The following is a 22,925-nucleotide window of genomic DNA, read 5'->3' on the forward strand; positions in this document are numbered from 1 at the left end:
GTACAGATGAGCCGCATTGTATTGTTCAACAAGCCCTACGGGGTCATTTGCCAGTTCAGCCCGGACGGCAAGCACCCCACGCTCAAGGATTACATCCCTATTCCCGGCATTTATCCTGCCGGGCGGCTGGATACAGACAGCGAAGGGCTGCTCATTTTAACCGATGATGGTGCGCTACAACATCGCCTCGCGCATCCCAGCCGGAAATTGCCGAAAACCTATTGGGTACAGGTGGAGGGCATACCCGATAGCGCCGCGCTGCAAGCCCTGCAAGGCGGCGTCAACCTGGGAGATTTTGTCACCTTGCCCGCCCAGGCACGTTCCATCTCTGAACCTGTGGGTCTGTGGACGCGCAATCCGCCCATTCGAGAACGCAGAAATATCCCCACCAGCTGGATTGAACTCGTTCTGAAAGAAGGAAAAAACCGCCAGGTCAGGCGCATGACGGCCAAAGTCGGCTATCCCACCCTGCGCCTGATTCGCAGTCAAATCGGCCTGTCCACATTGGCAGCACTGATGCCCGGCGAGTACCGCGCTGCGACCGCCGCGGAAGTCGCCACATTAATTTAATCACGGGTATGTCAACCGACTGTAATTAAGCTGCGTTAGTTGCCGTGACACATGCTGTTTTGTGTTACCAAAAAACCATTGATCAATTGTTTTTATAAGGAAGTCAAAATGAACAAACTGCTGTCCGCTCTGCTGGTTGCCGCTTTCGCTGCTGTTTCCTTTTCTGCTGTTGCTGCTGATGCTGCAGCGCCTGCTGCTGATGCGCCTAAAGCTGAAGCTGCCAAACCTGCTGTGAAAAAACACCACGCCAAAAAGCACGTTGCTAAAAAGCACCACGCTAAAAAAGAAACCAAAAAAGAAGAAAAGAAAGAAGAGTCTAAAGAAATGAGCCCTGCTGCCAAATAATCAGGCGCAGTGTGCAGGAGGGCAGGGATGATCCCTGCCCTTTTTTATTGTCGACTCACGCTGACACCTGACGCGCCGCCAGTCGCTCAGCCCCCAGCAGCCCCACCTCGGTATTCATCACCAGATACAGCGGCACCGTTTCCAGCAAGCTGCGGTAACGCCCCTTGTCCAGAAAACCCGCAACAAAGCCGCCTTGCGCCATCTGCGTCGCCAGTTTGGCGGCAACCCCTCCCGCTACGTACACCCCGCCGCGTGACAAAGACAGCAGCGCGAGGTCACCGGCAAAGGCGCCATATGCCCGGATAAACATGGCCAGCGCGTGACTGGCGGCAACGTCCGTATTGGATTGCGCCGCTTCGGCAATCGCCGCGGGTGGGTCTGCCGATTCCAGCAGCACCGGCGGGTGTTGCCCATACTCGCAGACAAAGGCGTAGATATTGGCGAGCCCGGGACCGGACACGACACGTTCCACACACACCTGCCCATAGCGCCGCCGCAAAAAACGCAGCAGCTCGATTTCCATCTCGGTGCCGGGGGCAAAATCCACATTGCCGCCCTCGGTGGGCACGACAATCTCGCCCTCCCCGCACGGGAATACAAACCCCACACCCAGCCCGGTACCTGCCCCCAACACCGCACGGGCAGCACCGTCTTGCGCGGCACCGGCCTGCAAGACGCGCAGATCCTCGGGTGGCAGCGCAGCAATACCATGACCAACAGCGGCAAAATCGTTGAGAATCCGTACCGAAATTATCCCGAAGCGCCTGCCAATTGCACTGCCATCCACAAACCACGGCAGGTTGGTGAGCCGCGCGGCGTTGTCCTTGACCGGCCCGGGCACACCAAAGCAGGCCGCAGCAATGGCCGGCGCATCCAGCAAAAACTGCGCTAGCAGCGCTTCAAAATCCGGGAAATCGGCACTGCTGAAGCGCTGCTCCCTGACCAGGACACAGCCTATGGCATCAATTCTGGACAATCGCAGCAACACCTTGGTGCCGCCCACATCACCGGCCAGAATATGCTTGGGTTTACTCACTCAAATACATCTCCGGCTCCCAACCCAAGGCCTTGGCGCGTTCAATGGCTGCGGCATGGATGCGCGCGTGCCGCTCACGCAGCTCGGGTGGCAGATTGGAAGCAAGGCAGCCGTATTTATCCCATTCCGCCTGGGTTTTGTCATACACCATCTGGATACGACTCACATCCCAGCCAACACAGGTCTCGGTCTCCGGCAGAATGCCGAACAGCCACGCGTCCTTGACAATTGCACCCATTGCACTCATGCCGCCGTATTGATCCTGGTCTATACCTACGTAGGTTTTCCGCATTGCGACTCCAAATATATAATGACGAATGCGGTATTCTACGCCTATGCACACATTTGAAACCCTGCCTTTCGCCAACAGTTTTGCCGCGCTGCCGCACATTTTTTATAGCGCGGTTACGCCCACACCGCTAGCCCATCCCCATCTGGTGAGCTTCAACGCCGATGCCGCGGCGCTAATCGGGCTGGATCCCGCCCAGGCACAGCGCCCGGATGCCCCGGCTTATCTGTCCGGCACCGCACACCTCTATGGTGCGCAACCCGTCGCGGCGCTCTACGCCGGGCATCAGTTCGGCTATTTTGTACCGCAGCTGGGCGATGGCCGCGCCATCCTGCTGGGCGAAGTGCAAACGCCGCACGGCGGCTGGGAATTGCAGTTGAAAGGCGCCGGCCTGACCCCCTATTCGCGCAATGGCGATGGCCGCGCGGTATTGCGCTCCAGCATCCGCGAATACCTGTGCTCGGAGGCCATGCACGGGCTGGGCATCCCCACTACGCGCGCACTGTCCATCGTCGGTAGTGCCGATGAGGTGTACCGCGAACAAGTTGAGACTGCCGCCGTGGTGATGCGCATGGCACCGAGCTTCGTGCGCTTTGGTTCGTTTGAGGTATTTTTTTATCGCAGTCAACCAGACGCCATACGCATCCTCGCCGACTACGTCATCGCGCGGCATTACCCGGAACTGCTGGATGCGTCCGACAAATACCCGCGTTTCCTGCGCGCCGTGGTGCTGGCCACCGCGCGCCTGATGGCGCAATGGCAGGCAGTCGGCTTTGCCCACGGCGTGATGAACACCGATAACATGTCCATTCTTGGCCTCACGCTTGACTATGGCCCGTTTGGCTTTCTCGACGCCTATGATCCCGGCTATATCTGCAACCACTCCGACCAGGGCGGGCGCTACGCCTTTGACCAGCAGCCCGACATCGGCTCGTGGAATCTCACCCGTCTGGCGCAGGCGCTCACCCCGCTGATGGAAGTTGACGCCGCCAAGGAGGCGCTCAACATCTATCCCGCGGCCTTTGCCACCCGCTACATTGACCTGATGAGCGCCAAACTGGGCATAGTGCCCGGCAAGGACAACGTGCCGCTCATCACCGGTGTGCTCGACATCCTGCACAGCAACCATGTGGACTACACGATTTTCTGGCGCGCGCTGTGCGGTTTCGACTCCTCACCGGATGCCACCAACGCACCATTGCGCGACCTGTTTCCGGATCGCGCCGCCTTCGATGCCTGGGCAATCGGCTACCGCGCCCGCCTGCAAGCGGAAAACAGCCAGGATACGGCGCGCCACGACGCCATGTACCGCGTCAACCCCAAATACATCCTGCGCAACCACCTGGCCGAAATCGCCATACGCCGTGCGTGCGACCACCACGATTTCAGCGCAGTCGAGCGCCTGCTCGATCTGCTGCGCCGTCCTTTCGACGAGCAGCCGGAAAACGCAGCCTACGCCAGCGCGCCGCCTGATTGGGCGAGCCACATCAGCGTGAGCTGCTCATCGTGAACTCTGCCGCCCCGCTTGCCTGCGCACTCGTCCTGCTGGCGGGGTGCAGCACCCAGATCATGCAACGCGACGGCAAACCTCTGCTCAACAAAGACTACAGCTTCAGCGACATCGTCAAATCCAGCACCGACATGGTGACTGAAGCCCACCAGCATGCCGCCCTTGACCCCCTGCGCGTGCTGGCCGAAAAGCTCTATAAGCGCAACCCGCGTGAACTGCGCAAATCCGGCATGACACGGGACGCCGCGCTCAACCGCCTTGCCGCCCTGCCCTATACCAGCGACTTTGCCGAACTGCAAGGCAGACGCGGCGCCGGTGCCGTATTCCTCGCGTTCGATCCAGATTACCGCGGCGACCGCGTGCTCGCCTACATGGCGGGGCTTTCCGACATGATCATGGCCGCCTACAACAACAAAACCGAGTTTTTCGTACTCGATGACCTCGACCCGCAAAAACTCTACAACAGCGCGCGCAACACCGAAACCGCCGCCTGGAAACTCGCCACCGCGCGCGATGCAGAGGGCAGGCTGTACCTGATCTCCAACAGCATGGACACAGCGGGCAGCAATCTGAGTTTCGAGCGCGAATTCGGCAAACTCATCGCGGAGCAGGACACCCTCGCCAAAATCATCGCCGACAAAACCAACCGCAGCATCAACTGGTTCGTGCAGACTGCCGGAGCAATGGTATTCTTGCCACTTTGATTACCTGCCCTGCACCGGCATTCCACCCAGCAAGCGACCTCATGAATACGCCCCCCGACAATGACAGCCTGCCTCTTTCCCCCGACGAGATTGCGGCCTTCGCCGAGCTGCTGGACGCAATTGGCGACCGAACCGATTTTCCGCTCGAACTGGAGGCACTGGATGGCCTGATTTGCGCACTCCATTGCGCACCGCGCCCGATTGAGCCGGGCGAATACCTGCCTGCGCTATTGGGCGAAGATTACATGGCGGCATTTTCCAGCACGACGCAATGTGCCGAATTCATGGGCTTTTTCAACCGGCGCTGGCATGACGTGGGCGCGGCGCTGGCACAGCCAGTCGAGGACTTAACCGAACCGGGGGCGCTGGTGCCACTGCTCAATGACTGGGAGGCCACCCTGGCCGAGATGACCCGCGCGGAGCAGACTGAAGTGACAGCGCTGGAGATTGCCTACACCGGCATGGCCTGGGCGGAAGGCTTTGTATGGGGGGTGGAACACTGGGAAGACGAGTGGACATTGCCCGCCGGGCATGCGCTGGAAGATGTACTGGATGCGCTGCTCGACCCGTTTTATATCCTGACCATTCCGGACGCAGAGCAAGCCACGCACGAACGCGAGCACACCCGTCAGGAATGGATAGGCGCAGCCATTCTGGCCGCCCACGATTTGCGTGGATTTTGGCAACGTGTGGCAGACTACGCACCGTCTGCACCCCTGCGCAATACACCCAACCCGGGGCGCAACGATATCTGCCCGTGCGGCAGCGGCAAGAAATTCAAAAAATGCTGCGGTGCGCCGGAAAAATTACACTAAATAAAACTCGCCCAGGAGCCTGAAATTGAAAAGCCTCATATTGACCAGTATTGCATTAGTCACATTAATCGCCTGCGGCAGTGCAAATGCGACCAGCCCCGTTAACCGTGCCGTAAAATCGGTCCAATCCACCACTGACAGGAGCAGCACAATGGCAACCACCACCGCATCCGGATTGATTTATGAAGACCTCGTTGAAGGCACCGGCGCCACCGCGACTGCCGGCCACACCGTGGTCGTGCACTACACCGGATGGCTGACCAATGGCACCAAATTTGATTCGAGCAAGGATCGCAACGAGCCGTTTGAGTTCCGCCTCGGCGCCGGACAGGTGATTCGCGGCTGGGATGAGGGCGTGGCCGGAATGAAGGAAGGCGGCAAGCGCAAGCTCACCATCCCCGCCCAGCTTGGCTACGGTGCACGCGGTGCAGGGGACGTGATCCCGCCCAATGCGGTGCTGATTTTTGATGTGGAACTCATTAAGGTCAAGTAAAACTGCGTCATCCAGGATTTGATCCGGGCTGCTTTTTCCAGGCTTAAATATTTCCTTGAAAAAACAGACCGACGATGGAGGATAAAAATGTCAAGACAGCATCCCATAATCGCTGTTACCGGTTCGAGTGGTGCGGGCACCACTACAGTACGGCGCGCCTTTGCTGATCTGTTCCGGCGGCTGCGGATTCAGGCCGCATGGATACAGGGCGACGGATTCCTGCGCCATGAGCGCACCGTCATGCGCGCTAAAATCGACGCCGCCACAGCCCAGGGCAAGCGCTTCAGCCATTTTCATCCGGATGCCAATCTGCTTGACAAGCTCGAAGCGTTGTTTCGCGAATATGCGCAATCCGGCACCGGCATGACCCGCAACTACGCCCACGACGACGCCGAGGCAGCGCACTTCGGCACGCAGTCCGGGCATTTCACGCCGTGGCAGGCGCTACCCGCCAATACCGATTTGTTGTTTTACGAGGGACATCATGGCGGGTTTTCGCAGCCGGGCAGCAAAACCACCAGGCGCATACAGATTGCCGAACAGGTGGATTTGCTGCTGGGTGTAACCCCCTCGGTAAACCTGGAGTGGATACAAAAAATCCATCACGACTGCGGCCGCAGCGGCTGTGACGAGCATCTGGTGATTGACACCATCCTGCATCGCATGCCGGATTATGTGGATCATATCGTGCCGCAATTCGCACGTACCCACATCAATGTGCAGCGTGTGCCACTGGTGGATACCTCGCATCCATTCGTCGCACGCGACATTCCAGGGGCGGACGAAAGCATCGTGGTGATTCACCTGCGTGATCCATGGCGTTTTGATTTTCCGAAATTATTGAAAAAAATAGACGGCGCGCAAATGACGCGCCGCAACACCATGCTGGTTCCGGGCGGGAAAATGACGCTGGCAATCGAGATGATTTGCACGCCGCTGATTGCCGCGATGATCGCTGAGCGCGATCCGGTATCGGGCTAACGCTCTTCCGGGGGTGCGATATGCGCTTCGTAGTGGCGGCGAAACAGGGCTTCCAGGTCATCAATCACCGCAACAGCAGGTACCCCGTGGATAACGTGGCGGGTCATCTGGTTGGAAGTTTCGTGCAGCAGCCTGTTGCGCTCCAGCATGGGATAAGTCGCCATCAGGCGCTTGATGGCCTTGACCACCGATTCCTGCGCCGGGCGCTCTATCGGTAATGGCTGGACAGGTTCGGTAGCCGCTGCCACTTCACCGCGCGCCGCCAAAAACGCGGCAAAATCAAGCAGTGTTTCGCGCTGGTTCTCAGTCAGGCCGCGAAACTGCTGCAGCAGTTTTTTTTCATTCTGGGTCATCGGTTTTCACCACATGGAGGCTGAATACCGGCATTTTCCGATGCTCGGTCATCAAGTCAAGTGCGGAGACCAGCGCCAGCGACACCTCGGCAGTGTTCTTTTGTGTCTGCACCCAGTGCGCACGTGCCTGCTCCAGCAATTCACCGATATTGTCCGGCAGCGGGCGGTTGTCTTCCATGATCATGTCTTCGATCATGCCGGGTTTGATCTCGGGGCGGAACAGCATGGCATAGGTGAGTTCGTCCGGGTGAATGGCGAGCCAGTTGCCGTTGTCATCCACCACGATGGGGTCAATCCCGGCGGGCAGGTCGGCGCTGCCGTTGTACATCACCAGCATGGTCTTGCCATCCACTGCGTTGGCCAGCAGGTCGTCGCGCCCCGCCTCGGTTTTATGACAGGTGGTGAAGTACGCATTGAAGTAAGGTTCCTCATGCACCATGCCGCCTTCGTATTGCACCACGACCAGCGCGCCAAAGCCGATGCCGACAATCGGCCGCTTCATCCGCTTGAACAATCCGATCAGGCGCATTTCATCGTCTATCCACGGACAGGCCTCGCTGTCCGTAACCGGATACGCTCCGCCCAGCAGCCACAGTGCGTCGTGCTGGGTGGCAGTTCCGGGCAGATCCGCCCCCAAAAACGGACGCTGGTACTGAAAGCCGATGTCGCGCGATTCGAGCTGCTTTTCGATTGGACCGAGAAATTCCGAATAGGAGTGTTGCACCACCATGAACCGTTTCATTTTTATTTTTACCTGCCGTGTTTTACTTATTTCGTGGACTTGGCCGAGGGACTAATGAGACAGGTATCCACAAAATCAAGGAAAGACTGGAGCAATTTGGAGCGGAATTTTTCCTGCGCATAGACCAGCGTCAATTGCCGGCGCAGCGGTTTATCCAGCGGCACGGCTACCAGATCGCCCAGCTTGAGCTCTTTAATCACCGTGGAACCCGATACGATCGCCACCCCCAGCCCGGCCTCGACTGCACCCTTGATAGCCTCGCGGCTACCCAGTTCCATGACGATATTGAGATCCTCGGGCGGCATCCCGTTATCACGGAAATACTGGTCAATCACTTCCCGCGTGCCGGATCCGAGCTCGCGGCTGATGTAGGGAATCTCGGCTAACTGGCGTGGCGCAATTTTAGCCAGTTTGGCAAAGGCATGACCCGGCGCGCAGATCAGCAACAACTCGTCCTCACAGCATGCCGCTGTAGTCAGGTTGGGGTGATGCGAAGGCGCTTCGATCAGACCCACGTCCAGGGTGTGATCATTTACCCGGTTTTCGATGGTTTCCGAATTGGCGACGGTGAGCCGTGCCTGCACCTGCGGAAACTTGGCTTTGAAATCGCCCAGTATGCGCGGCAGCATGTATTCCGCGATGGTGGTGGACGCACCTATCATCAATGGCCCGCTCATCTGCCCGGTCATTTCGGCCATGCGTGCTTCCATCTCGGCATTGAGGTCGAGAATTTTCTCGGCATAGTACATCGCCAAATCACCCGCCGGGGTCAGCGCGATCTTGCCGTGGGTACGCTCAAACAAACGTGTGTTGAGGTGCTCCTCGAACTGTTTGACCTGAAACGTTACCGCCGGCTGGGTCATGAACAACAGTTCAGCCGCTTTGGTGAAGCTCAGCTGCTTGGCGACAGTGTAGAATACTTGAATACGGCGATCAGCCATGGGTATGCGGACTTGAACAAGGATAATCCGTTATTCAATCACAATTTCTAGGGCGAAGATAGACGGCTTGTATGAGTGACGCATGGAAACACCTTGATCTGGAGGGCGAAGGGCTGCAAAGCGCGAACCTGCGCCTGGTACAGCTAATGAAACGGCGCCCCAGGGCTTACGGTCTCCTCGCACTGTTTCCGCTCGGCCTGCACCGGGCTTATCTGGAGGATGTTCGTGGCGCCTGGATTTATCGCGCCGCCAGCGTTGCCACGCTGGCGGCATGGTGGTTCGGCCAAGGCTGGGTTGCACTGGTCATTGCGGGACTTACCGTGAGTTTTGCGGTATACGATATCCGCTGGATCGAGGATCGCGTGGCTACCCTCAACAAGGTACTGCGCATGATGGTTTATAAAGGCAAACATAGCGCCGCAGCCCCCAAAGGATTCCGTGGTCGCTACACGGACGATGATCTCGACGGCTACCTCAGGGTGAAGGAACAGGAACGCGGGGGCCATGTTTTGCCGGGCAAAGACCCGGCTCTCAATAGCCGCAGCCGCGCCCCCTCTTTCGCCGAACAGGAAGCCATGCTCAAGGCACTGGCTGAATCCAGACAAAACGACAAGTCGCAATGATGCCGGGCGCGGTATGAACCCGGCAACATTGCCACCCCCTAACCAGACGATTTACCGCAACACGATGCTTGCATGAACCTGGGCTTTTACATCATCCTCAGCGCACAGTTTTTGTCTGCGCTGGCTGACAACGCACTGCTGTTTGCCGCTATTGCCCTGCTCCAGGATTTGAGCGCGCCGTCCTGGCACACCCCGGTGCTGCAGGAATTCTTTGTGATTTCCTATATCGTGCTGGCGCCTTTTGTCGGCGCGTTTGCCGATGCGCTGCCCAAAGGGCGTGTCATGTTCATCAGCAACAATATCAAGCTTATCGGCTGTTTTGCCATGCTGGCGGGTTTGAATCCCCTGTATGCCTACGGCATCGTCGGGTTCGGCGCTGCGGCCTATTCTCCTGCCAAATATGGCATCCTTACCGAATACCTGCCACCCGCCCAGCTGGTTGCCGCCAATGCCTGGATGGAGGGCGCCACCGTGGCCGCCATCGTGCTCGGGGCCATCCTCGGCGGACTGATGCTCAATGCCGATATTTCCGGGCATATCCTCATGCATCTGCCCTTTCTGGGTGACATCAGCGTGGCCAAGCTCGCCATTGTGCTGATTACGCTGCTGTATATTGCCGCTGCGCTGGCTAACCTGTTCATCCCCTGCATCGCCATGGACCATCGCCCTCCCAAACGCAATCCGCTGTTTCTGCTGCACGACTTCTGGCACAGTTTCAAGCTGCTCTGGCGCGACCCGCTCGGCCAGGTCACGCTGGCCGTCACCACGCTGTTCTGGGGCGTGGGTGCCACCTTGCGCCTGGTCATCCTCACCTGGGCCGGACTGGTACTCAAATACGATATGCAAAAAGCTACCCAACTCACCGCCGTTGTGGCCGTGGGCATCGCCATTGGCTCGGTGCTGGCGGGGCGCTACATCAAACTGCAGGATTCAATCAAGGTACTGCCTGCCGGTATCGTAATGGGCTTTGTCGTTATCGGCATGATGTTTGTCAGCGACCCGCTCATCGCTGCCGGGCTGCTGATGGTGATAGGCGGGCTGGGCGGCTTTTTCGTGGTACCGATGAACGCCCTTTTACAACATCGCGGCCACCTGCTGATGGGTGCGGGTCACTCCATCGCCGTGCAGAATTTCAACGAGAACCTCTCCATCCTCGTTCTGCTTGGCTTCTACGCACTGATGGATCGCGCTGGCTGGCCGATGGACTGGATCATCATTGCGTTTGGCGGCTTTATCAGCCTGTCGATGCTGGCGATTCAGATACGCTTTCGCCGCATTGGGGGAGTCGAGCACATTTAAGCGCTGAGTGGATGGCGCCTGCATGGCAGGCTGGACAGGCGCTTTCCTCGGCGACAAAAAACCAAGCTAGTGTTGCATAAAAAATTTCAACTTCACATCTCCCGCTTCAATCAGGTCATTTTCCTGAAGTAGCCATGGCTGGGTACCGATGGATTTTCCGTTTACCCGTGGGTGTTTCTTGCCTTCCACATGGGTCACATAATAGCCGTGCGGGCGACGCGAAATCATGACCACCTGCATCCCCGGCTGACCAAAAGTTTTCAGAGGGCGGCTAATCAATATTTCCTCCCCTGGTTGCGGCCCCTTCATGTTTTTCACGCCGCCCAACGGAAAACCGGTTTTCACTGAACGAGCAGAAAATACGGCAGTTGCCAATTGTGGCCTGGCCTGCAGTGTCCCGGGTTCTGGCAATTCATCCGCTTCCGGCTGCACCGCTTTCATGATCATCGTCTTGTCGAAATCCATGTCCGACGTTGCACGCTGATTGATATATTTCAGCTGGTAAGCACTCAATTCGATCACATCGTTATTCTGCAGGATGTGCTTCGCGACTTTTTTCCCGTTGACCAGAATACCATTGGTGCTTGTCGCGTCCTCCAGCACATGGTCATTGCTGATGGTGACGATCACAGCGTGTATATTGCTGACGCCCGGGCCATCCAGAAAAATGTCGCTATCCGATTTGCGGCCAATTGTAAACCGTTCCTTGTCGAGAAAATAATGCCCCTCGACCACCCCTTCAAAACTTACAACTAATTTCGCCATAGCGTATTTATCCTGGAAGATTTCAGCCAGTCGAATAATCTGTCCATGAGGTGATGCTCCCCGGTGCCACCATTCCTCACCTTGGCGATAAGCACCGAGACATTATCATGGCCGCCGTTATCGTTCGCCATCTGTACCAACTGACTCGCGGCAAGGGGAAGATTGGCCCGCAATTCGCTCACCGCCAGTTCAATATCGGCGTCATCCACCATGTCGTTCAAACCATCTGAGCACAATAGATAAATATCGTTTGGCTGCACATTATGTTCGCTGACATCCACCTTGATTTCCGCTTCGACCCCCAGCGCACGCGATACCAGGTTGCGATTATGGGAAACCTTGGCATCTTCGGAAGAAATCAGGCCCATTTCCACCTGCTCCTGGAGCAGCGAATGATCATGTGTCAGCAGTTCCAAACGCCCTTGACGCAGACGATAGAGGCGCGAATCTCCTACATGAGCGATGGTCGCCAAGCCATGGTGGAACAGAATGAGCACTATGGTTGTTCCCATCCCGGTATATTTATTATCCGTTTGAGCGGTTTTGTAAATGGCCAGATTGGTTTTTTCGATTGTGGATTTAACCGCCATGGATTCGGGCGAAAGCCGGGCGGATTGTATCGGTGACGGCGCCATCTCGTTTAGCATTCGTTTAAGATAATCCATCACCAGACCGGTGGCGATGGAGCTCGCCACATCACCGGCTTTGTATCCGCCCATGCCGTCGGCAAGCACCAGCAATCCGAGATTACTGTCGGCAGCGATGCTGTCTTCGTTGAAAGAACGGATTGCGCCAGCATCGGTGGCGCTGGCGACTTCTAAATGAAAATGGCTGCGCGCTGTCATACTTCTATAAACCCCTGTTTCGTATGGTAAGGATGACCAGCATCCAACATTTTTCAAATGTTGCCATGCGTTAATTTCACTATGATTTTTACTGGCTCATTCTCTCATCAGCTTCGGAAAAGAAGCAATACAGACCCTCTCAGACAGTGAATGTTTATAATTCACTAAAGATATCTGCGCCCAGGCCGTTCTTACCGATATTGAGAAATGCCGACGAACACCGGTTGCTATATTTGCCCCCAATCCAGGCTTCGATCCCACCCCTTATTTCATTCAAATGCAGCATCCAATGGCAACTGAAAAATCAACTGAAAAACTGGGCCGCTACGAAATTCTCTCTGAGCTTGGCCAGGGTGCCATGGGTATTGTTTACAAGGCAATCGACCCGCTCATAGATCGTACCGTTGCCATCAAGACCATCAAGCTCGATCTTTCAAGGGATGAACTCGCGAATTTCGAGGAGCGTTTCTACCGGGAAGCCAAATCCGCAGGTCGCCTCAATCACCCCAATATCGTTACCATCTATGATGTAGGCAAAACAGACCACATCGCTTACATGGCGATGGAGTTTCTGGAAGGTCAGTTATTAAAAGAAGTTCTGGATGTGCATACCGCGCTGTCCATCGACAAGATTGCCGACATCGCCGCCCAGGTTGCGGATGGATTGGCATACGCTCATGAAAACGGGATTGTCCACCGCGACATCAAACCCGCCAATATCATGCTGGTGCGCGGCGCCGTTGTCAAAATCACCGATTTCGGGATAGCACAGATGCCCACCGGTTCCAGAACGCTGGCGGGAACGGTATTGGGGTCTCCCAGATACATGGCACCGGAACAGGTGGTCGGCAAGGCCGTAGACGGCCGCTCGGATTTATTTTCGCTGGGTGTGGTGCTGTATGAGATGCTGACGGGCGAATCTCCTTTCAATGGGGACAACATCAACACCACCATGTACCGCATCGTGAATGAAGCCCCTACCCCGCCTAAAACGCTGACTCCGCGCATACCGGATGTGTTTAACCACATTGTCGCTAAAGCCCTGGCCAAACACCCCGCCGAGCGCTATCAAAGTGCCAGGGAACTGGCACGCGACCTGAGAAATTACAAAGGCCTGTCCATACCGGTATCAGCACCCGCTACGCCCGATCAGCCCCGAACCCTGGACCGCAAAGCCAGGCCCGGAAACAACGTAGGCGAGGAAACCATTTTTCTGAACCCGATAGCCGGTGGCCTGATCGGCAATAAAACGGTTACTGGCGACGTTGCAACAACACAAACGCAAACCACTGCCACTCCTGCCAGCGGCCCTTTTTTCTGGAAGAGTAAAAAAATCCTGCTGGCAGCGATCATGATTTTGCTTCTGGCTTTTACCCTTACTGTTATGCGGGGCAGACCTGCACATCAAGAGAAATTATCGTTGCCCGGGCAAACTGCTGTCACCCCGGCACCCGCACGCGCCGAAAAACCCACCGAAAACGTAGCGCAGGCAGACGATGCTTCCCTGAATAGCAAATTGTCAAAAGCAGCACCGCCTGTCCCTGAACCACAAACTCCGGCAACTCCAGTGACCATACCGAGTGTTAACACACCACACCATAAAACGCTGAAACACAAGATTATCCCTCGTGAAACGCTGGCAACCCCGCCTGATGCCACCGCACCAAGCGGTGATGCGCTGCTCAGTTTTGCTGTTACCCCATGGGGTGAAGTGTATGTGGATGGGAAGAAAGTAGGTGCCTCGCCTCCCCTCAAGGAACTAAAAGTGCCAGCCGGCAAGCACACAATTGAAATCAGGAACTTGAATTTTGCCCCCTACTCGGAAACAATAGATTTAAAAACCGATTCAACCAAAAAAATTAAATACATTTTTAAATAGAGGTCGCCTGTGCCAATTCGATTGTTGTTTCTGCTCTTGCCAGTTGTATTTCTTGCAACCGCCTGCTCGTCCACCCCCATCAGAGATATGGGGCTAGACAAATTGGCACCCCGCAAAGCGGAACAGGAACTTTCCGCGGGACTTAAAAATTACGAAAATGGCCATTACCAGATGGCCGCAAAGTATCTGCAAAATGCCCTGAATAACGGACTGACATTTAAGAGCGATCAAGTGACAGCGCATAAATATCTGGCGTTTATAGATTGCGTTTCTGAACGGGAAAAACAATGCCGGGAACAGTTCAAGAGGGCGCTGGAGATCAACCCCGGCTTCGAATTGAGCGCCGCTGAGGCAGGCCATCCCATTTGGGGGCCCGTCTTCCGCAAGGTGCAGGCAGAACAGAGCCAGCAAAAAAGGTAAAGCCTGAACAGCCGATGGCTATTCCGTCCGTTGATACATTTTCAGATAAGCCGTTTTTTCCAGCGGTGGCAACTTCGCTACCGCCAGCACGTCATCCAGATGCGCTGGTGTGCTCACACCCACCAGCGTCGTGCCTACCCCGGGTGTCGAGCGGTTGAACTGGAGCGCGCGCTGGGCGTGATTCTGCATCATGGGCATGGCCTGAATCACAGCGTCCATGGCCTGGCTGGCGAGATGCCCCTTGAACAGAGTGTGGCTGGCCATGAGATAAACGCCCAGCTGGTGTGCGGCCTGAATGGTGGAGCCGATATTGCCCTGACCGGTAGTCTGGCTGAAGCGGGTAAAACCTTCCTGCATGACCTGGTTGAACGGCATTTGCACCACCTTGAACTGGTGCTTGGCCTGGTCGTCTTTCCAGATCGCACGCGCGGCTTTTTCAGCGTGGCCCTGCATGGAGGTGATGGACTGAAACAGCGGATTGTCGGTTTCCACACGAAAACCATTGAAAGTCGAAATGCCGTAATAACGCAGTTTTTTGTCCTTGACCGCCTGCTCCAGCACCATGAACACTTTTTCCAGCTTTTTATTGAGCCGATCCTTGCCGATGACGGGGATGTGGACTTCGGGCTGGTCGATCAGGAAAGCGTCAAGGGTTTCCACCCCCATCAGCCGGCGTGACAGCTCCAGCTGAAAACCGATGTATTCCGGGCTGATGCAGTGCGCCTGGGTGAGGTCTTCTGCGCGCCCCAGCCCCTTCGCCACGATCTCGCTCTGGAACCAGGCTTGCAGGTCCGGCGGCGGACCGTCGCGAAAACTCAGGAAACCGCCTTTGGATACCAGAAACATCTGCTCGCGTTTGACACCCGTCGCGAGCGCTTTTTTCACGCCCGCACCCACCGCAGCCGGGGAACGCCCATAACGATAATGCGCTCCCGTATCCACCACGTTGATGCCGTGGGTCAGCGCCTGCGCGATGATTTCGACGTATTGCGCGTCCACCTCGTCGGTCGGCGCACCCGGGAAGGTACCGATGCCGATGGAAGACAGGCGCAGGTGGACATTGAGAAAGTCGCTGTAATGGCCTTCGGCGCAATCCTTGCCGAAACTGGACGCGTATTGCTTGCTGGCCATCATCGTGCAATGGCCGGGGATGAGGGGTGTGGTCATGTGTTTTTCAGGTAAGGATGTTGCTGAATCTGTTCGATAAGGGCATGGATTTCCGGACGCACCGGGCGGCTTTCGAGCCGGTCCAGGCGCGAGATGAAAAGCTGTTCGAAGTAGTCCTCGTCTTCGTCCATATCCCACTCCACCGCACGCAGTGCTTGCGCGCCGGCAGCGGGTATCGCTTCCGCCAGATCGCGTCCGGACAGCAGCGCCCACAGCCCGGTCCAGGCACGCGCCAGCACCAGCGGATGATACCCGCCGCCGCCCGTCACCAGCAAGCGCGGGGTGGCGTCGGCGTGGCAGGGTGCGGTTTCCAGAATCACCCGGGCGGTTTCCAGAAAACACTGAGTGGAAAGGCCAAGCTTGCCCAGCGGGTCAGCGAAGATCATGTCGGTACCGGCCTGCAGCACCACCGCGTCTGGTTTGAATTTGTCCAGCAAGGGCTGCCATACTGCCTCGAACAACAAGCGGTATTCGGCGTCATGTGTACCCTGGGGCAGCGGCACATTCAGGCTGGTGTGGCCGGATTCGGCCGTGCCCGCGTCGCCCAGTTGCCCACCGCTGAAGGGATAGGCGTAGCCGGTATCCATGTGCAGGGAAAGGGTAAACACCTCGGGATCAGCCAGGAATGCTGCTTCCACACCGTCGCCGTGGTGAGCGTCAATATCCACATAGAGTACCCGCCAAGCTTCGCGGCGCAGCCGCAAAATGCCCAACACCGGGTCGTTGAAGTAACAAAACCCAAGCGCACGATCCGGGCGTGCATGGTGCATCCCGCCCGCCGGGTTGAAACCGATACGACCGCGGATGACCTCCTCCGCAGCTTGCACGGAAGCCCCGGTGGCAGTGGCAGGGATGGTGAAAAACTGCTCGAAGTAAGGATTTTCCAGCGTGCCGAGGTTGTGCTGCTTGCGCGTCGGATTGCTGACGCGACCCAATACCTCGGCACGCTTGAAGGCCGAGACATATTCGGGAGTGTGGAACCATTCCAGCTCGAAATCCGCCGCCTTGCGCGCCTGCAGAAATTCTGCGTCGGTAAGCGCACCGTAGGCGTGGATGAGGTCATACGTCAGCGAAACCCGCGGGATCGCCAGCGGGTGATTGCTGCCGTAGGCCTTGCGCCGGTATTTCGACGCGCCGATAAAAGTGGCTTTGCGGGTGGGCAGTGGATTCATTTGGTGTTGAAATCAGACAGGATTAACAGGATTTCTCAGGATTGACAGAACAAAATCCATTTCAACCCGGAAAAAGCACACACCACGGGGAGCACGGGTAAAATCAGTGCGTTGCGCGGTTGCTCATATCATCTGCCGGGTAAGAGCAGTTGAGTTCCAAAGTCTTTGGTTCTGCGGGTTGGGCGGCAAGCCGCCCAACCCGCAGAACCCCATTTCCCCGGTGTTCTCCGTAATGGTTCAATAGCCGTTTTCAGGTTCAAGAATTGTTTTTGCCTTTTCCTGCAAATCCTGAGGAATCCTGCTAAATCCTGCCTACCAACAACTCATTTCCTCAGCCGCAGGTAAACCTCGGGCAGTTTCTTGGGCAAGTCATTAATGCGATCCAGCACCAGATAATGCCCGGGCCCGAAAATCTGCGGCAGGTACTGGCTGCCGGCGGCGTCCAGGGTAATGCAGAACGGATGCACGCCGGCATCCACCGCCTCTTTCACCGCCATGCGCGTATCCTCGTGCAGGTAGCGTTCGTCGCCGCCGTCGTCGTAGTCCGCCGGACGCCCATCGGACAGGATCAGCAACAAACGGCGCTGAGACGGCGCCTGGTCGAAACCTTTCACCGCGTGACGGAGGGCGGCGCCCATGCGCGTGGCGAGCCGCCCCGACAAGCCACCCAGCACGGCGCGCACGTGCGGGGTCAGACGCTGATCGAAACCCTTGATGCGGTAATAGCTGACATTGTCGCGGTACTTGGAAGCAAAGGCCGCCAGACTATACGGATCGCCCACCTCCTCCATGCTCTCGGCGAACAGCAGCATGCCGGCGCGGATGTGATCCACCACGCGCCCGCCGCCTTCCGCGCAGGGCTGCATGATCGAGGTGGAGATATCCGCCAGCAGGGTGACCGCGGTGTCGCGGTGCTGCATCACTCTTTGCCGGTAGATATTGGCCTTGGGCGACATGCCGGCGCGCTTTTCGGCGATATAGCCAAGGGCCGCTTCCAGATCCAGTTCATCGCCGTCGAACTGGCGCCGCAGCGGCGCCATGCGCGCCGGTTTCTGCGTCTGGATGGCGCGTTTCAGGCGTTTCAGCGCCGGCGCATAGTGCGTGAGCAGCCTGGCCGCCTCGTCAGCGTCCAGCTCGGTGAGTTCTTTTTCCTGCACCCACGCCCAGTTGCGCTTGTAGCGCCCGTCGCGGTAATCCCATTCGGCGTAGGGCTTGCCCTTCTCGCTGTACTCCGCGCCGCGCGCATGGCCTGTCACGTGAGCGGGCTGGGGTATGCCTACGCCGACGCGGCCGCCGGATCCAGTCGTCTCCTCGGGCGGAATATCGAAATCGGGGTCTTCGCCGGCGGCGTGCTTGGGGATTTCCTTGTTTTCCGGGTTGGGCTTGATCTCGGTATTCTTGACCGCGTCGTCCTGGTCTTCGGTGCCGGTGCCGAATTCGCCGTGATCCAGTTCGCGGCGCGGATACACCGGGCGCGCGGCATTGGGAGAACGGCCCGGCAGGTAAGCGTGTTCGCGCTCGGCCAGCGTCATCGGCGGCAGAGGGGTATCCGTATAAATCGACTTGGCAATGCGAAACGCGTCCACAATAGTGGCCGATTCATCCAGTAGGGGGCGCACTGCTTCCATTTCTGCTTGCTCCGGCGCACCCGAGGCCGCCCAGCGCAGCGTTGCGCGCGCCAGTTCGAAGTAAGCAGCAGGCGCGCCTTCAGGCACTACAGCCGCTTCTGCCGCCGCCAGCAGACGGTTCAGGTAATTCGGCACGCGCGCACCGATGCGCGCATCCACGCGCAAGTCTTCACACAGGTCGAAAATCAGCTGAAAGCGGATCATGTCCTCGCCAAAGGCGGCGAACAAGGGCCGCCAGGTGATGCGCTTGTCCGCATCCAGGGGCGGGTGTTCGCGCCCGACTTCGTGGAACAGCGCCTCGATATAGCGCCGCTCGAAGGAGTGGAACGTCAGATGTCCGGCGGCATGCAACAGCGCCAGGATGGCTACCTCACGGCTGGGCAAGGCAATGGGCAAATACAGCGCCGCGCCGTCGGTTTCGACAAAGGCGCGGCCCTTATCCGGCGACCAGTTGCCGTCCAGCAGATCGAAATTCTCGCCAAACCAGGCATAAAGAATTAATTGTAATAAACGCTGGTGCTCCGGCGTACGAAAACCGGGCAGATTCTCCAGCAGCATGGCCATGCTTTCTTCCGATTCCAGCTTGAAGAATGCTTCGCCGCGCAGCCGCCCCGCCTGTAGAATGTCCGCGCCGCGCTTGGCCCAGGGTTGTACCGCTTCCACGCCGAGCAGATTGCGCACCCGGATTGCGCCGGGAAGATAGGTGGCAAGCGCCAGACGACGCTGGCTGAACAGGTTCTCTGCCGGCAATACCAGCTCTTCCACGCCGGCGATGCCGTGCGTGGCGGCCAGTTCCGCAACCGGGCAACGGAAATAAGTCGCACCCGATTCCAGATGACGCCCGCACCAGGCAATACCCAGCTCTGCCCAGCGTGCTTCGCCTGCTGCTCCCAGAATGTGATAGGCAGCGGGCAGTTGGTCCATGAATCCATCCAATGCTTTCCAGGAGCCGCGCCACTGTAGAAAGCACAGCGCCTGATGCATCCATGGCAGCACCGTGTGGCCTGCCTCCAGCGCCGCACGACTGCCGCGTATGAACGCCTTGCCGGCGTCGCGATCGTGCTGAAACAAGGCTTTGCAGGCGCGCACCCATTCCAGTGCGATTTCATCCCCTTGACTCTGGATGGCGTCCAGCGCTTCCCTGGTATCACGGTGGGCCACGAAGCTGATCTGCTCCAGATCGGCCAGCGCCTGCTGGATGGCGGCGAGAATTTCGGGTTGTGTCATCAGCTCAAATCAAACAGCAAAATGCGCCTTGATGATTTCCATCAGCGCCTCGGCCAGTTCCGGGTCGTCCGTCACCGGATTGACCAGCGCGGCCTTGCACGCTTCCACCGGCTCGATGCCCGCAACCATCATGTTGCCGGCGTACACCAGCGCACGTGTGGAGGTCGCTTCTTCCAGTCCGTGGTCTTTCAGGGTACGGGCGCGGCGACCCGTGGCAACCAGTTTTTCGACTTGTGTTGTGTCCAGTTCCGGCACTTCGTTCTGGATGATTTTGCGTTCGATTTCTTCACGCGGATAATCGAAATTGATACCGATAAAACGCTGCTTGGTGGACGGCTTGAGGTCTTTCAGCACGGTCTGGTAGCCGGGATTGTAGGAAATCACCAGCATGAAGTCCTCGTGCGCCTCGATTTCCTGACCCTTCTTTTCCAGCGGCAGCTGGCGGCGGTGGTCGGTGAGCGGGTGGATGATCACCGTGCTGTCGGTGCGCGCCTCGACGATTTCGTCCAGATAGCAGATGGCGCCCGCCTTCACCGCGCGGGTGAGCGGGCCGTCCTGCCACACGGTGGCTTCACCTTCGAGCAAAAAGCGACCCACCAGATCGGAACTGGTCAGGTCTTCATGGCAGGAAACCGTCACCAGCGGCCGCTTCAGGCGCCATGCCATATATTCCAGAAAACGCGTCTTGCCGCAGCCGGTGGGGCCTTTCAGCATCACCGGCAGGCGTTTTTTGTAGGCGGCTTCGAAAATTTCGACTTCATTTTTCTGCGCTTCGTAATACGGCGCTCCAGCGGCATCGTCCACCGGCTGCTGAATAATGTCGCGCTCAACCCCGCGCAAACGGTTCAAAAAACCTTTCATGCCATCTCCAGTCGGTCTTCACGCATGCAGCGCGTTTTCATGAATAAATACAGGTGGCGCAGCGTGCGCACGGCCATTTTTTCCGGGTTATGCGGAAGCGCATCCAGGCGCGCCATGGCAATGCAATTGCGGTAATAAACCAGCTCGCGGCAGTTGTCGCGGATGGTGTTCCACGACGGATCGCTTTTTACCAGCGCCTTGAACACGTCGAGCAGATCATCGGCCTGATTGGGCAGCGTTTTTTCACCCACATCGGCTATGTAAGCGATGATGAGCTGCTTGGTCAGCGCCATGGCGTGCTCGACCGTCTGGTGCAGGGGCAGCGAACCACGTTCGTTGAGGATGCGTTCCAGGTCGACGATTTGCGCGTCTACCTGTTCAAATGTTTGAATCAATGCGATGTGATCCATTTGCTTACTAGACCGGTCAGGAGTTTAAGAATAAAATTAGCAGATTGTGAAATACGCAATACCTGATAATTTTACTCAACTTTATTAAATTATGGAATGCTGATATGAAAAAGCTGGTCAAGCTCGTCAAGGTCAACAATCTGCAGTACAACGCCAACCGCGATCCGGAAGTGTACCGCCGCAGCGCCAACGAGAACTTCCGCATCCAGGCATTGGTTGACGGCACCGGCGCAGTCAAATGCAAACTGCTGGATAGCACCGGCAAGACGCTGCATGAGCAGACCGTCAACGCGCCCGGCACCTATACCCATGAAATTTCCTTCGCCACCCCCGGCGTGCGCGTAGTCACCCTGTCGGTGGAAGGCAACGGCGAGAAATTCGCGCAAGACCTGCGCCTGGATGTGATGGAACACGCCTGGATTGGTTAAACCCCAATCGGTTATGCTTTCGAATCAGAGCCAAACCCAGACAGCCCGCGAATGAATCGCGGGCTGTCTGGTTATGAGCTAACGCTTCACCACTACCGGCCGATTATCCAGTTCGTTGCGCTTTCTGCCTTGCGCGGGATAATGGCGCTGTAGCAGTTCCCCCACCAAAGCCACACCCTGCAATGCCGCCGCTTCATATTTCCCGTGCCGCAACAGTGCTTCCATGGCGCGACAAACGGCCTCCCATTCGCCCGCCGCAATATGCCCGTGGATACCCCGGTCGGCGACAATCTCCACATCGCGGTCAGCCAACAACAGATAAATCAGCACGCCGTTGTTGTGTTCGGTATCCCACACGCGCAGATCGGCGAAAACGTTCAGGGCCCGCTCGCGTGCAGACACGCCGTGCCATAGCTCAGCAATATCCAGCGCGCCTTCCACGGCAAAGCGCAGTTCACCACAATGGTACTGCTCGGAGTCATGGATGGCGGACTCGATCGCACGCAGGGTGTGTGCCGGGAATACGCGATGCACGCGCCACGGGAAATGCAGCAGATGTTTGAACACACGCATGAGATTCATCTCACCATCTCCCCGACGCGCCGCCACCACCAAAGCCGCCGCCCCCGCCACCGAATCCGCCCGAACCGCCGCCGAATCCGCCTCCACCAAAACCACCGCCGCCACGCCCCAGGTTAATTCCGGAAAACACTACAAAAAACACCAGCACACCCGCGAGGGACGCCATCAGCGCCGAGCCCAGCACCAGCCAGCCCAGCCCGCCTACTGCTGCTGCTGCCATGCCTGAACCCAGAAAGCGTCCAAACACCGCGCGCAGCACCTGGCCAATGAAGGCCGCCGCAACCACTACGATAAACAGCAAACCGAGCGGATCGCTGCTGCTGTTTTGAGTTTGCGTCTTGACCGGCGGCAGCGCTTCGCCGTCTATCAGTCTGATGATCTGATCCACCCCGGCCTGTATCCCACCGGCGAAATCGTTTTGTTTAAAATGCGGCACGATGGTCTCGGCGATGACGCGCTTGGCGATGGCATCCGGAATCACGCCTTCCAGGCCATAGCCCACTTCGATGCGCAGGGCATGGTCGTTTTTGGCGACCAGCAGGAGCACACCGTCATCCACGCCCTTGCGTCCCAGTTTCCACGTCTCAGCCACGCGTATGGCGTATTGCTCAATCGCCTCCGGGGCAACGGTGGGCACGATCAGCACGGCCAGCTGGCTGCCTTTGCGTTTTTCAAAGTCAGACAGTTGCTGCTCCAGGCTGGCTACCTGAGCTGAGGTGAGGGTATCGGTGAGATCGGTGACGTGCGCCTTGAGTGCAGGCACCGCCACCGCGGCCAGTATCGGGCTGGTCAAGACCACATACAGCAAGGCGGCCAGCGCCGCCAGCCAGCGTTTCATCG

At 57.7% G+C, this 22,925-nt stretch carries 26 protein-coding genes; 12 read left to right on the plus strand and 14 right to left on the minus strand.

The genetic code is table 11. The features are described from left to right. The first annotated feature begins 6 nt into the window (after window positions 1–6). Both GZH91_RS11960 and GZH91_RS11965 read left to right on the plus strand, forming a co-directional pair. On the plus strand, window positions 7–570 hold the full coding sequence (locus GZH91_RS11960; RefSeq protein WP_147074446.1) for an rRNA large subunit pseudouridine synthase E: 564 nt from the start codon (window positions 7–9) through the stop codon (window positions 568–570). 108 nt (window positions 571–678) lie between these two features. Further along, window positions 679–915 (plus strand): hypothetical protein, encoded by a 237-nt coding sequence (locus GZH91_RS11965; RefSeq protein ID WP_147074445.1) that lies wholly within the window; start codon window positions 679–681, stop codon window positions 913–915. Between the two features lie 55 nt (window positions 916–970). Here the strand turns inward: GZH91_RS11965 and glk are convergent, their stop codons facing one another. Both glk and GZH91_RS11975 read right to left on the minus strand, forming a co-directional pair. Then, window positions 971–1,951, minus strand: a complete 981-nt coding sequence (gene glk, locus GZH91_RS11970) for a glucokinase (protein ID WP_147074444.1) — start codon at window positions 1,949–1,951, stop codon at window positions 971–973. Further along, entirely contained in the window at window positions 1,944–2,243 is a 300-nt protein-coding gene (locus GZH91_RS11975) for a hypothetical protein (RefSeq protein ID WP_147074443.1), read from the minus strand. Before GZH91_RS11975 ends, glk begins: the two co-directional genes overlap by 8 nt. A gap of 43 nt (window positions 2,244–2,286) precedes the next feature. On the opposite strand from GZH91_RS11975, the gene GZH91_RS11980 reads away from it, so the two are divergent. From GZH91_RS11980 to GZH91_RS12000, 5 genes are all read left to right on the plus strand, one after another. Then, window positions 2,287–3,750, plus strand: coding sequence for a protein adenylyltransferase SelO (locus tag GZH91_RS11980; protein ID WP_147074442.1), 1,464 nt, complete (start codon window positions 2,287–2,289; stop codon window positions 3,748–3,750). After that, the gene (locus GZH91_RS11985) at window positions 3,747–4,454 is read left to right on the plus strand and encodes a hypothetical protein (RefSeq protein ID WP_223264604.1); all 708 of its coding nucleotides are present in this window, start codon (window positions 3,747–3,749) and stop codon (window positions 4,452–4,454) included. Before GZH91_RS11980 ends, GZH91_RS11985 begins: the two co-directional genes overlap by 4 nt. A 41-nt stretch (window positions 4,455–4,495) precedes the next feature. Continuing rightward, window positions 4,496–5,269 (plus strand): YecA/YgfB family protein, encoded by a 774-nt coding sequence (locus tag GZH91_RS18110; protein WP_147074477.1) that lies wholly within the window; start codon window positions 4,496–4,498, stop codon window positions 5,267–5,269. Between the two features lie 151 nt (window positions 5,270–5,420). Next, a complete protein-coding gene (locus GZH91_RS11995) occupies window positions 5,421–5,762 on the plus strand; it encodes an FKBP-type peptidyl-prolyl cis-trans isomerase (RefSeq protein WP_147074441.1) in 342 nt (113 codons plus the stop codon). 87 nt (window positions 5,763–5,849) lie between these two features. Further along, window positions 5,850–6,743: a phosphoribulokinase gene (locus GZH91_RS12000; RefSeq protein WP_147074440.1), complete on the plus strand. Its 894-nt coding sequence runs from the start codon at window positions 5,850–5,852 to the stop codon at window positions 6,741–6,743. Here GZH91_RS12000 and GZH91_RS12005 read toward each other — a convergent pair. The 3 genes from GZH91_RS12005 to GZH91_RS12015 are packed head-to-tail and all read right to left on the minus strand — an operon-like array spanning window position 6,740 to window position 8,779. Next, entirely contained in the window at window positions 6,740–7,096 is a 357-nt protein-coding gene (locus tag GZH91_RS12005) for a hypothetical protein (RefSeq protein WP_147074439.1), read from the minus strand. The two genes, GZH91_RS12000 and GZH91_RS12005, sit on opposite strands and share 4 nt — an antisense overlap. Continuing rightward, window positions 7,083–7,838, minus strand: coding sequence for a type 1 glutamine amidotransferase (locus tag GZH91_RS12010; protein ID WP_147074438.1), 756 nt, complete (start codon window positions 7,836–7,838; stop codon window positions 7,083–7,085). The genes GZH91_RS12005 and GZH91_RS12010 overlap by 14 nt, the downstream gene beginning before the upstream one ends. 26 nt (window positions 7,839–7,864) lie before the next feature. Continuing rightward, complete coding sequence (locus GZH91_RS12015) at window positions 7,865–8,779, minus strand: LysR family transcriptional regulator (protein WP_147074437.1); 915 nt, start codon at window positions 8,777–8,779, stop codon at window positions 7,865–7,867. 71 nt (window positions 8,780–8,850) lie between these two features. Here GZH91_RS12015 and GZH91_RS12020 point away from each other — a divergent pair, with 71 nt between their 5' ends. After that, the gene (locus GZH91_RS12020) at window positions 8,851–9,402 is read left to right on the plus strand and encodes a TM2 domain-containing protein (protein ID WP_147074436.1); all 552 of its coding nucleotides are present in this window, start codon (window positions 8,851–8,853) and stop codon (window positions 9,400–9,402) included. Window positions 9,403–9,474: 72 nt separating this feature from the next. Beyond that, a complete protein-coding gene (gene lplT, locus GZH91_RS12025) occupies window positions 9,475–10,701 on the plus strand; it encodes a lysophospholipid transporter LplT (RefSeq protein ID WP_147074435.1) in 1,227 nt (408 codons plus the stop codon). 66 nt (window positions 10,702–10,767) lie between these two features. Here the strand turns inward: lplT and GZH91_RS12030 are convergent, their stop codons facing one another. Both GZH91_RS12030 and GZH91_RS12035 read right to left on the minus strand, forming a co-directional pair. Then, the gene (locus GZH91_RS12030) at window positions 10,768–11,466 is read right to left on the minus strand and encodes an FHA domain-containing protein (RefSeq protein WP_147074434.1); all 699 of its coding nucleotides are present in this window, start codon (window positions 11,464–11,466) and stop codon (window positions 10,768–10,770) included. Continuing rightward, window positions 11,454–12,311, minus strand: a complete 858-nt coding sequence (locus tag GZH91_RS12035; RefSeq protein ID WP_147074433.1) for a Stp1/IreP family PP2C-type Ser/Thr phosphatase — start codon at window positions 12,309–12,311, stop codon at window positions 11,454–11,456. Before GZH91_RS12035 ends, GZH91_RS12030 begins: the two co-directional genes overlap by 13 nt. A 289-nt stretch (window positions 12,312–12,600) precedes the next feature. Between GZH91_RS12035 and GZH91_RS12040 the strand changes: the two genes are divergently transcribed. Both GZH91_RS12040 and GZH91_RS12045 read left to right on the plus strand, forming a co-directional pair. Beyond that, the gene (locus GZH91_RS12040; protein WP_147074432.1) at window positions 12,601–14,190 is read left to right on the plus strand and encodes a serine/threonine-protein kinase; all 1,590 of its coding nucleotides are present in this window, start codon (window positions 12,601–12,603) and stop codon (window positions 14,188–14,190) included. Between the two features lie 9 nt (window positions 14,191–14,199). After that, window positions 14,200–14,610: a TssQ family T6SS-associated lipoprotein gene (locus GZH91_RS12045; RefSeq protein WP_147074431.1), complete on the plus strand. Its 411-nt coding sequence runs from the start codon at window positions 14,200–14,202 to the stop codon at window positions 14,608–14,610. 18 nt (window positions 14,611–14,628) lie between these two features. Here the strand turns inward: GZH91_RS12045 and GZH91_RS12050 are convergent, their stop codons facing one another. The 5 genes from GZH91_RS12050 to GZH91_RS12070 form a co-directional block, all read right to left on the minus strand. Further along, window positions 14,629–15,777, minus strand: a complete 1,149-nt coding sequence (locus GZH91_RS12050) for an aldo/keto reductase (protein WP_147074430.1) — start codon at window positions 15,775–15,777, stop codon at window positions 14,629–14,631. Then, window positions 15,774–16,949, minus strand: coding sequence for an acetoin utilization protein AcuC (locus tag GZH91_RS12055; RefSeq protein WP_147074429.1), 1,176 nt, complete (start codon window positions 16,947–16,949; stop codon window positions 15,774–15,776). The genes GZH91_RS12050 and GZH91_RS12055 overlap by 4 nt, the downstream gene beginning before the upstream one ends. A gap of 323 nt (window positions 16,950–17,272) precedes the next feature. Further along, window positions 17,273–19,804, minus strand: a complete 2,532-nt coding sequence (locus tag GZH91_RS12060) for a nitric oxide reductase activation protein NorD (protein ID WP_147074428.1) — start codon at window positions 19,802–19,804, stop codon at window positions 17,273–17,275. A 9-nt stretch (window positions 19,805–19,813) separates the two neighbouring features. Next, a complete protein-coding gene (locus GZH91_RS12065) occupies window positions 19,814–20,665 on the minus strand; it encodes a CbbQ/NirQ/NorQ/GpvN family protein (protein ID WP_147074427.1) in 852 nt (283 codons plus the stop codon). Next, the gene (locus GZH91_RS12070) at window positions 20,662–21,060 is read right to left on the minus strand and encodes a hypothetical protein (RefSeq protein ID WP_161984265.1); all 399 of its coding nucleotides are present in this window, start codon (window positions 21,058–21,060) and stop codon (window positions 20,662–20,664) included. Before GZH91_RS12070 ends, GZH91_RS12065 begins: the two co-directional genes overlap by 4 nt. Before the next feature lie 119 nt (window positions 21,061–21,179). Here GZH91_RS12070 and GZH91_RS12075 point away from each other — a divergent pair, with 119 nt between their 5' ends. Further along, the gene (locus GZH91_RS12075; RefSeq protein WP_147074425.1) at window positions 21,180–21,503 is read left to right on the plus strand and encodes a hypothetical protein; all 324 of its coding nucleotides are present in this window, start codon (window positions 21,180–21,182) and stop codon (window positions 21,501–21,503) included. A 78-nt stretch (window positions 21,504–21,581) separates the two neighbouring features. Here the strand turns inward: GZH91_RS12075 and GZH91_RS12080 are convergent, their stop codons facing one another. Further along, window positions 21,582–22,085 (minus strand): TPM domain-containing protein, encoded by a 504-nt coding sequence (locus tag GZH91_RS12080; RefSeq protein WP_147074424.1) that lies wholly within the window; start codon window positions 22,083–22,085, stop codon window positions 21,582–21,584. A gap of 1 nt (window position 22,086) precedes the next feature. Next, window positions 22,087–22,923 carry a TPM domain-containing protein gene (locus GZH91_RS12085; protein WP_147074423.1) on the minus strand — a complete coding sequence of 279 codons (837 nt, stop codon included), beginning with the start codon at window positions 22,921–22,923 and terminating at the stop codon, window positions 22,087–22,089. Window positions 22,924–22,925 lie beyond the last annotated feature (2 nt).

The sequence above is a fragment of the Sulfuriferula plumbiphila genome, from assembly GCF_009938015.1.
Classification (GTDB): domain Bacteria; phylum Pseudomonadota; class Gammaproteobacteria; order Burkholderiales; family Sulfuriferulaceae; genus Sulfuriferula; species Sulfuriferula plumbiphila.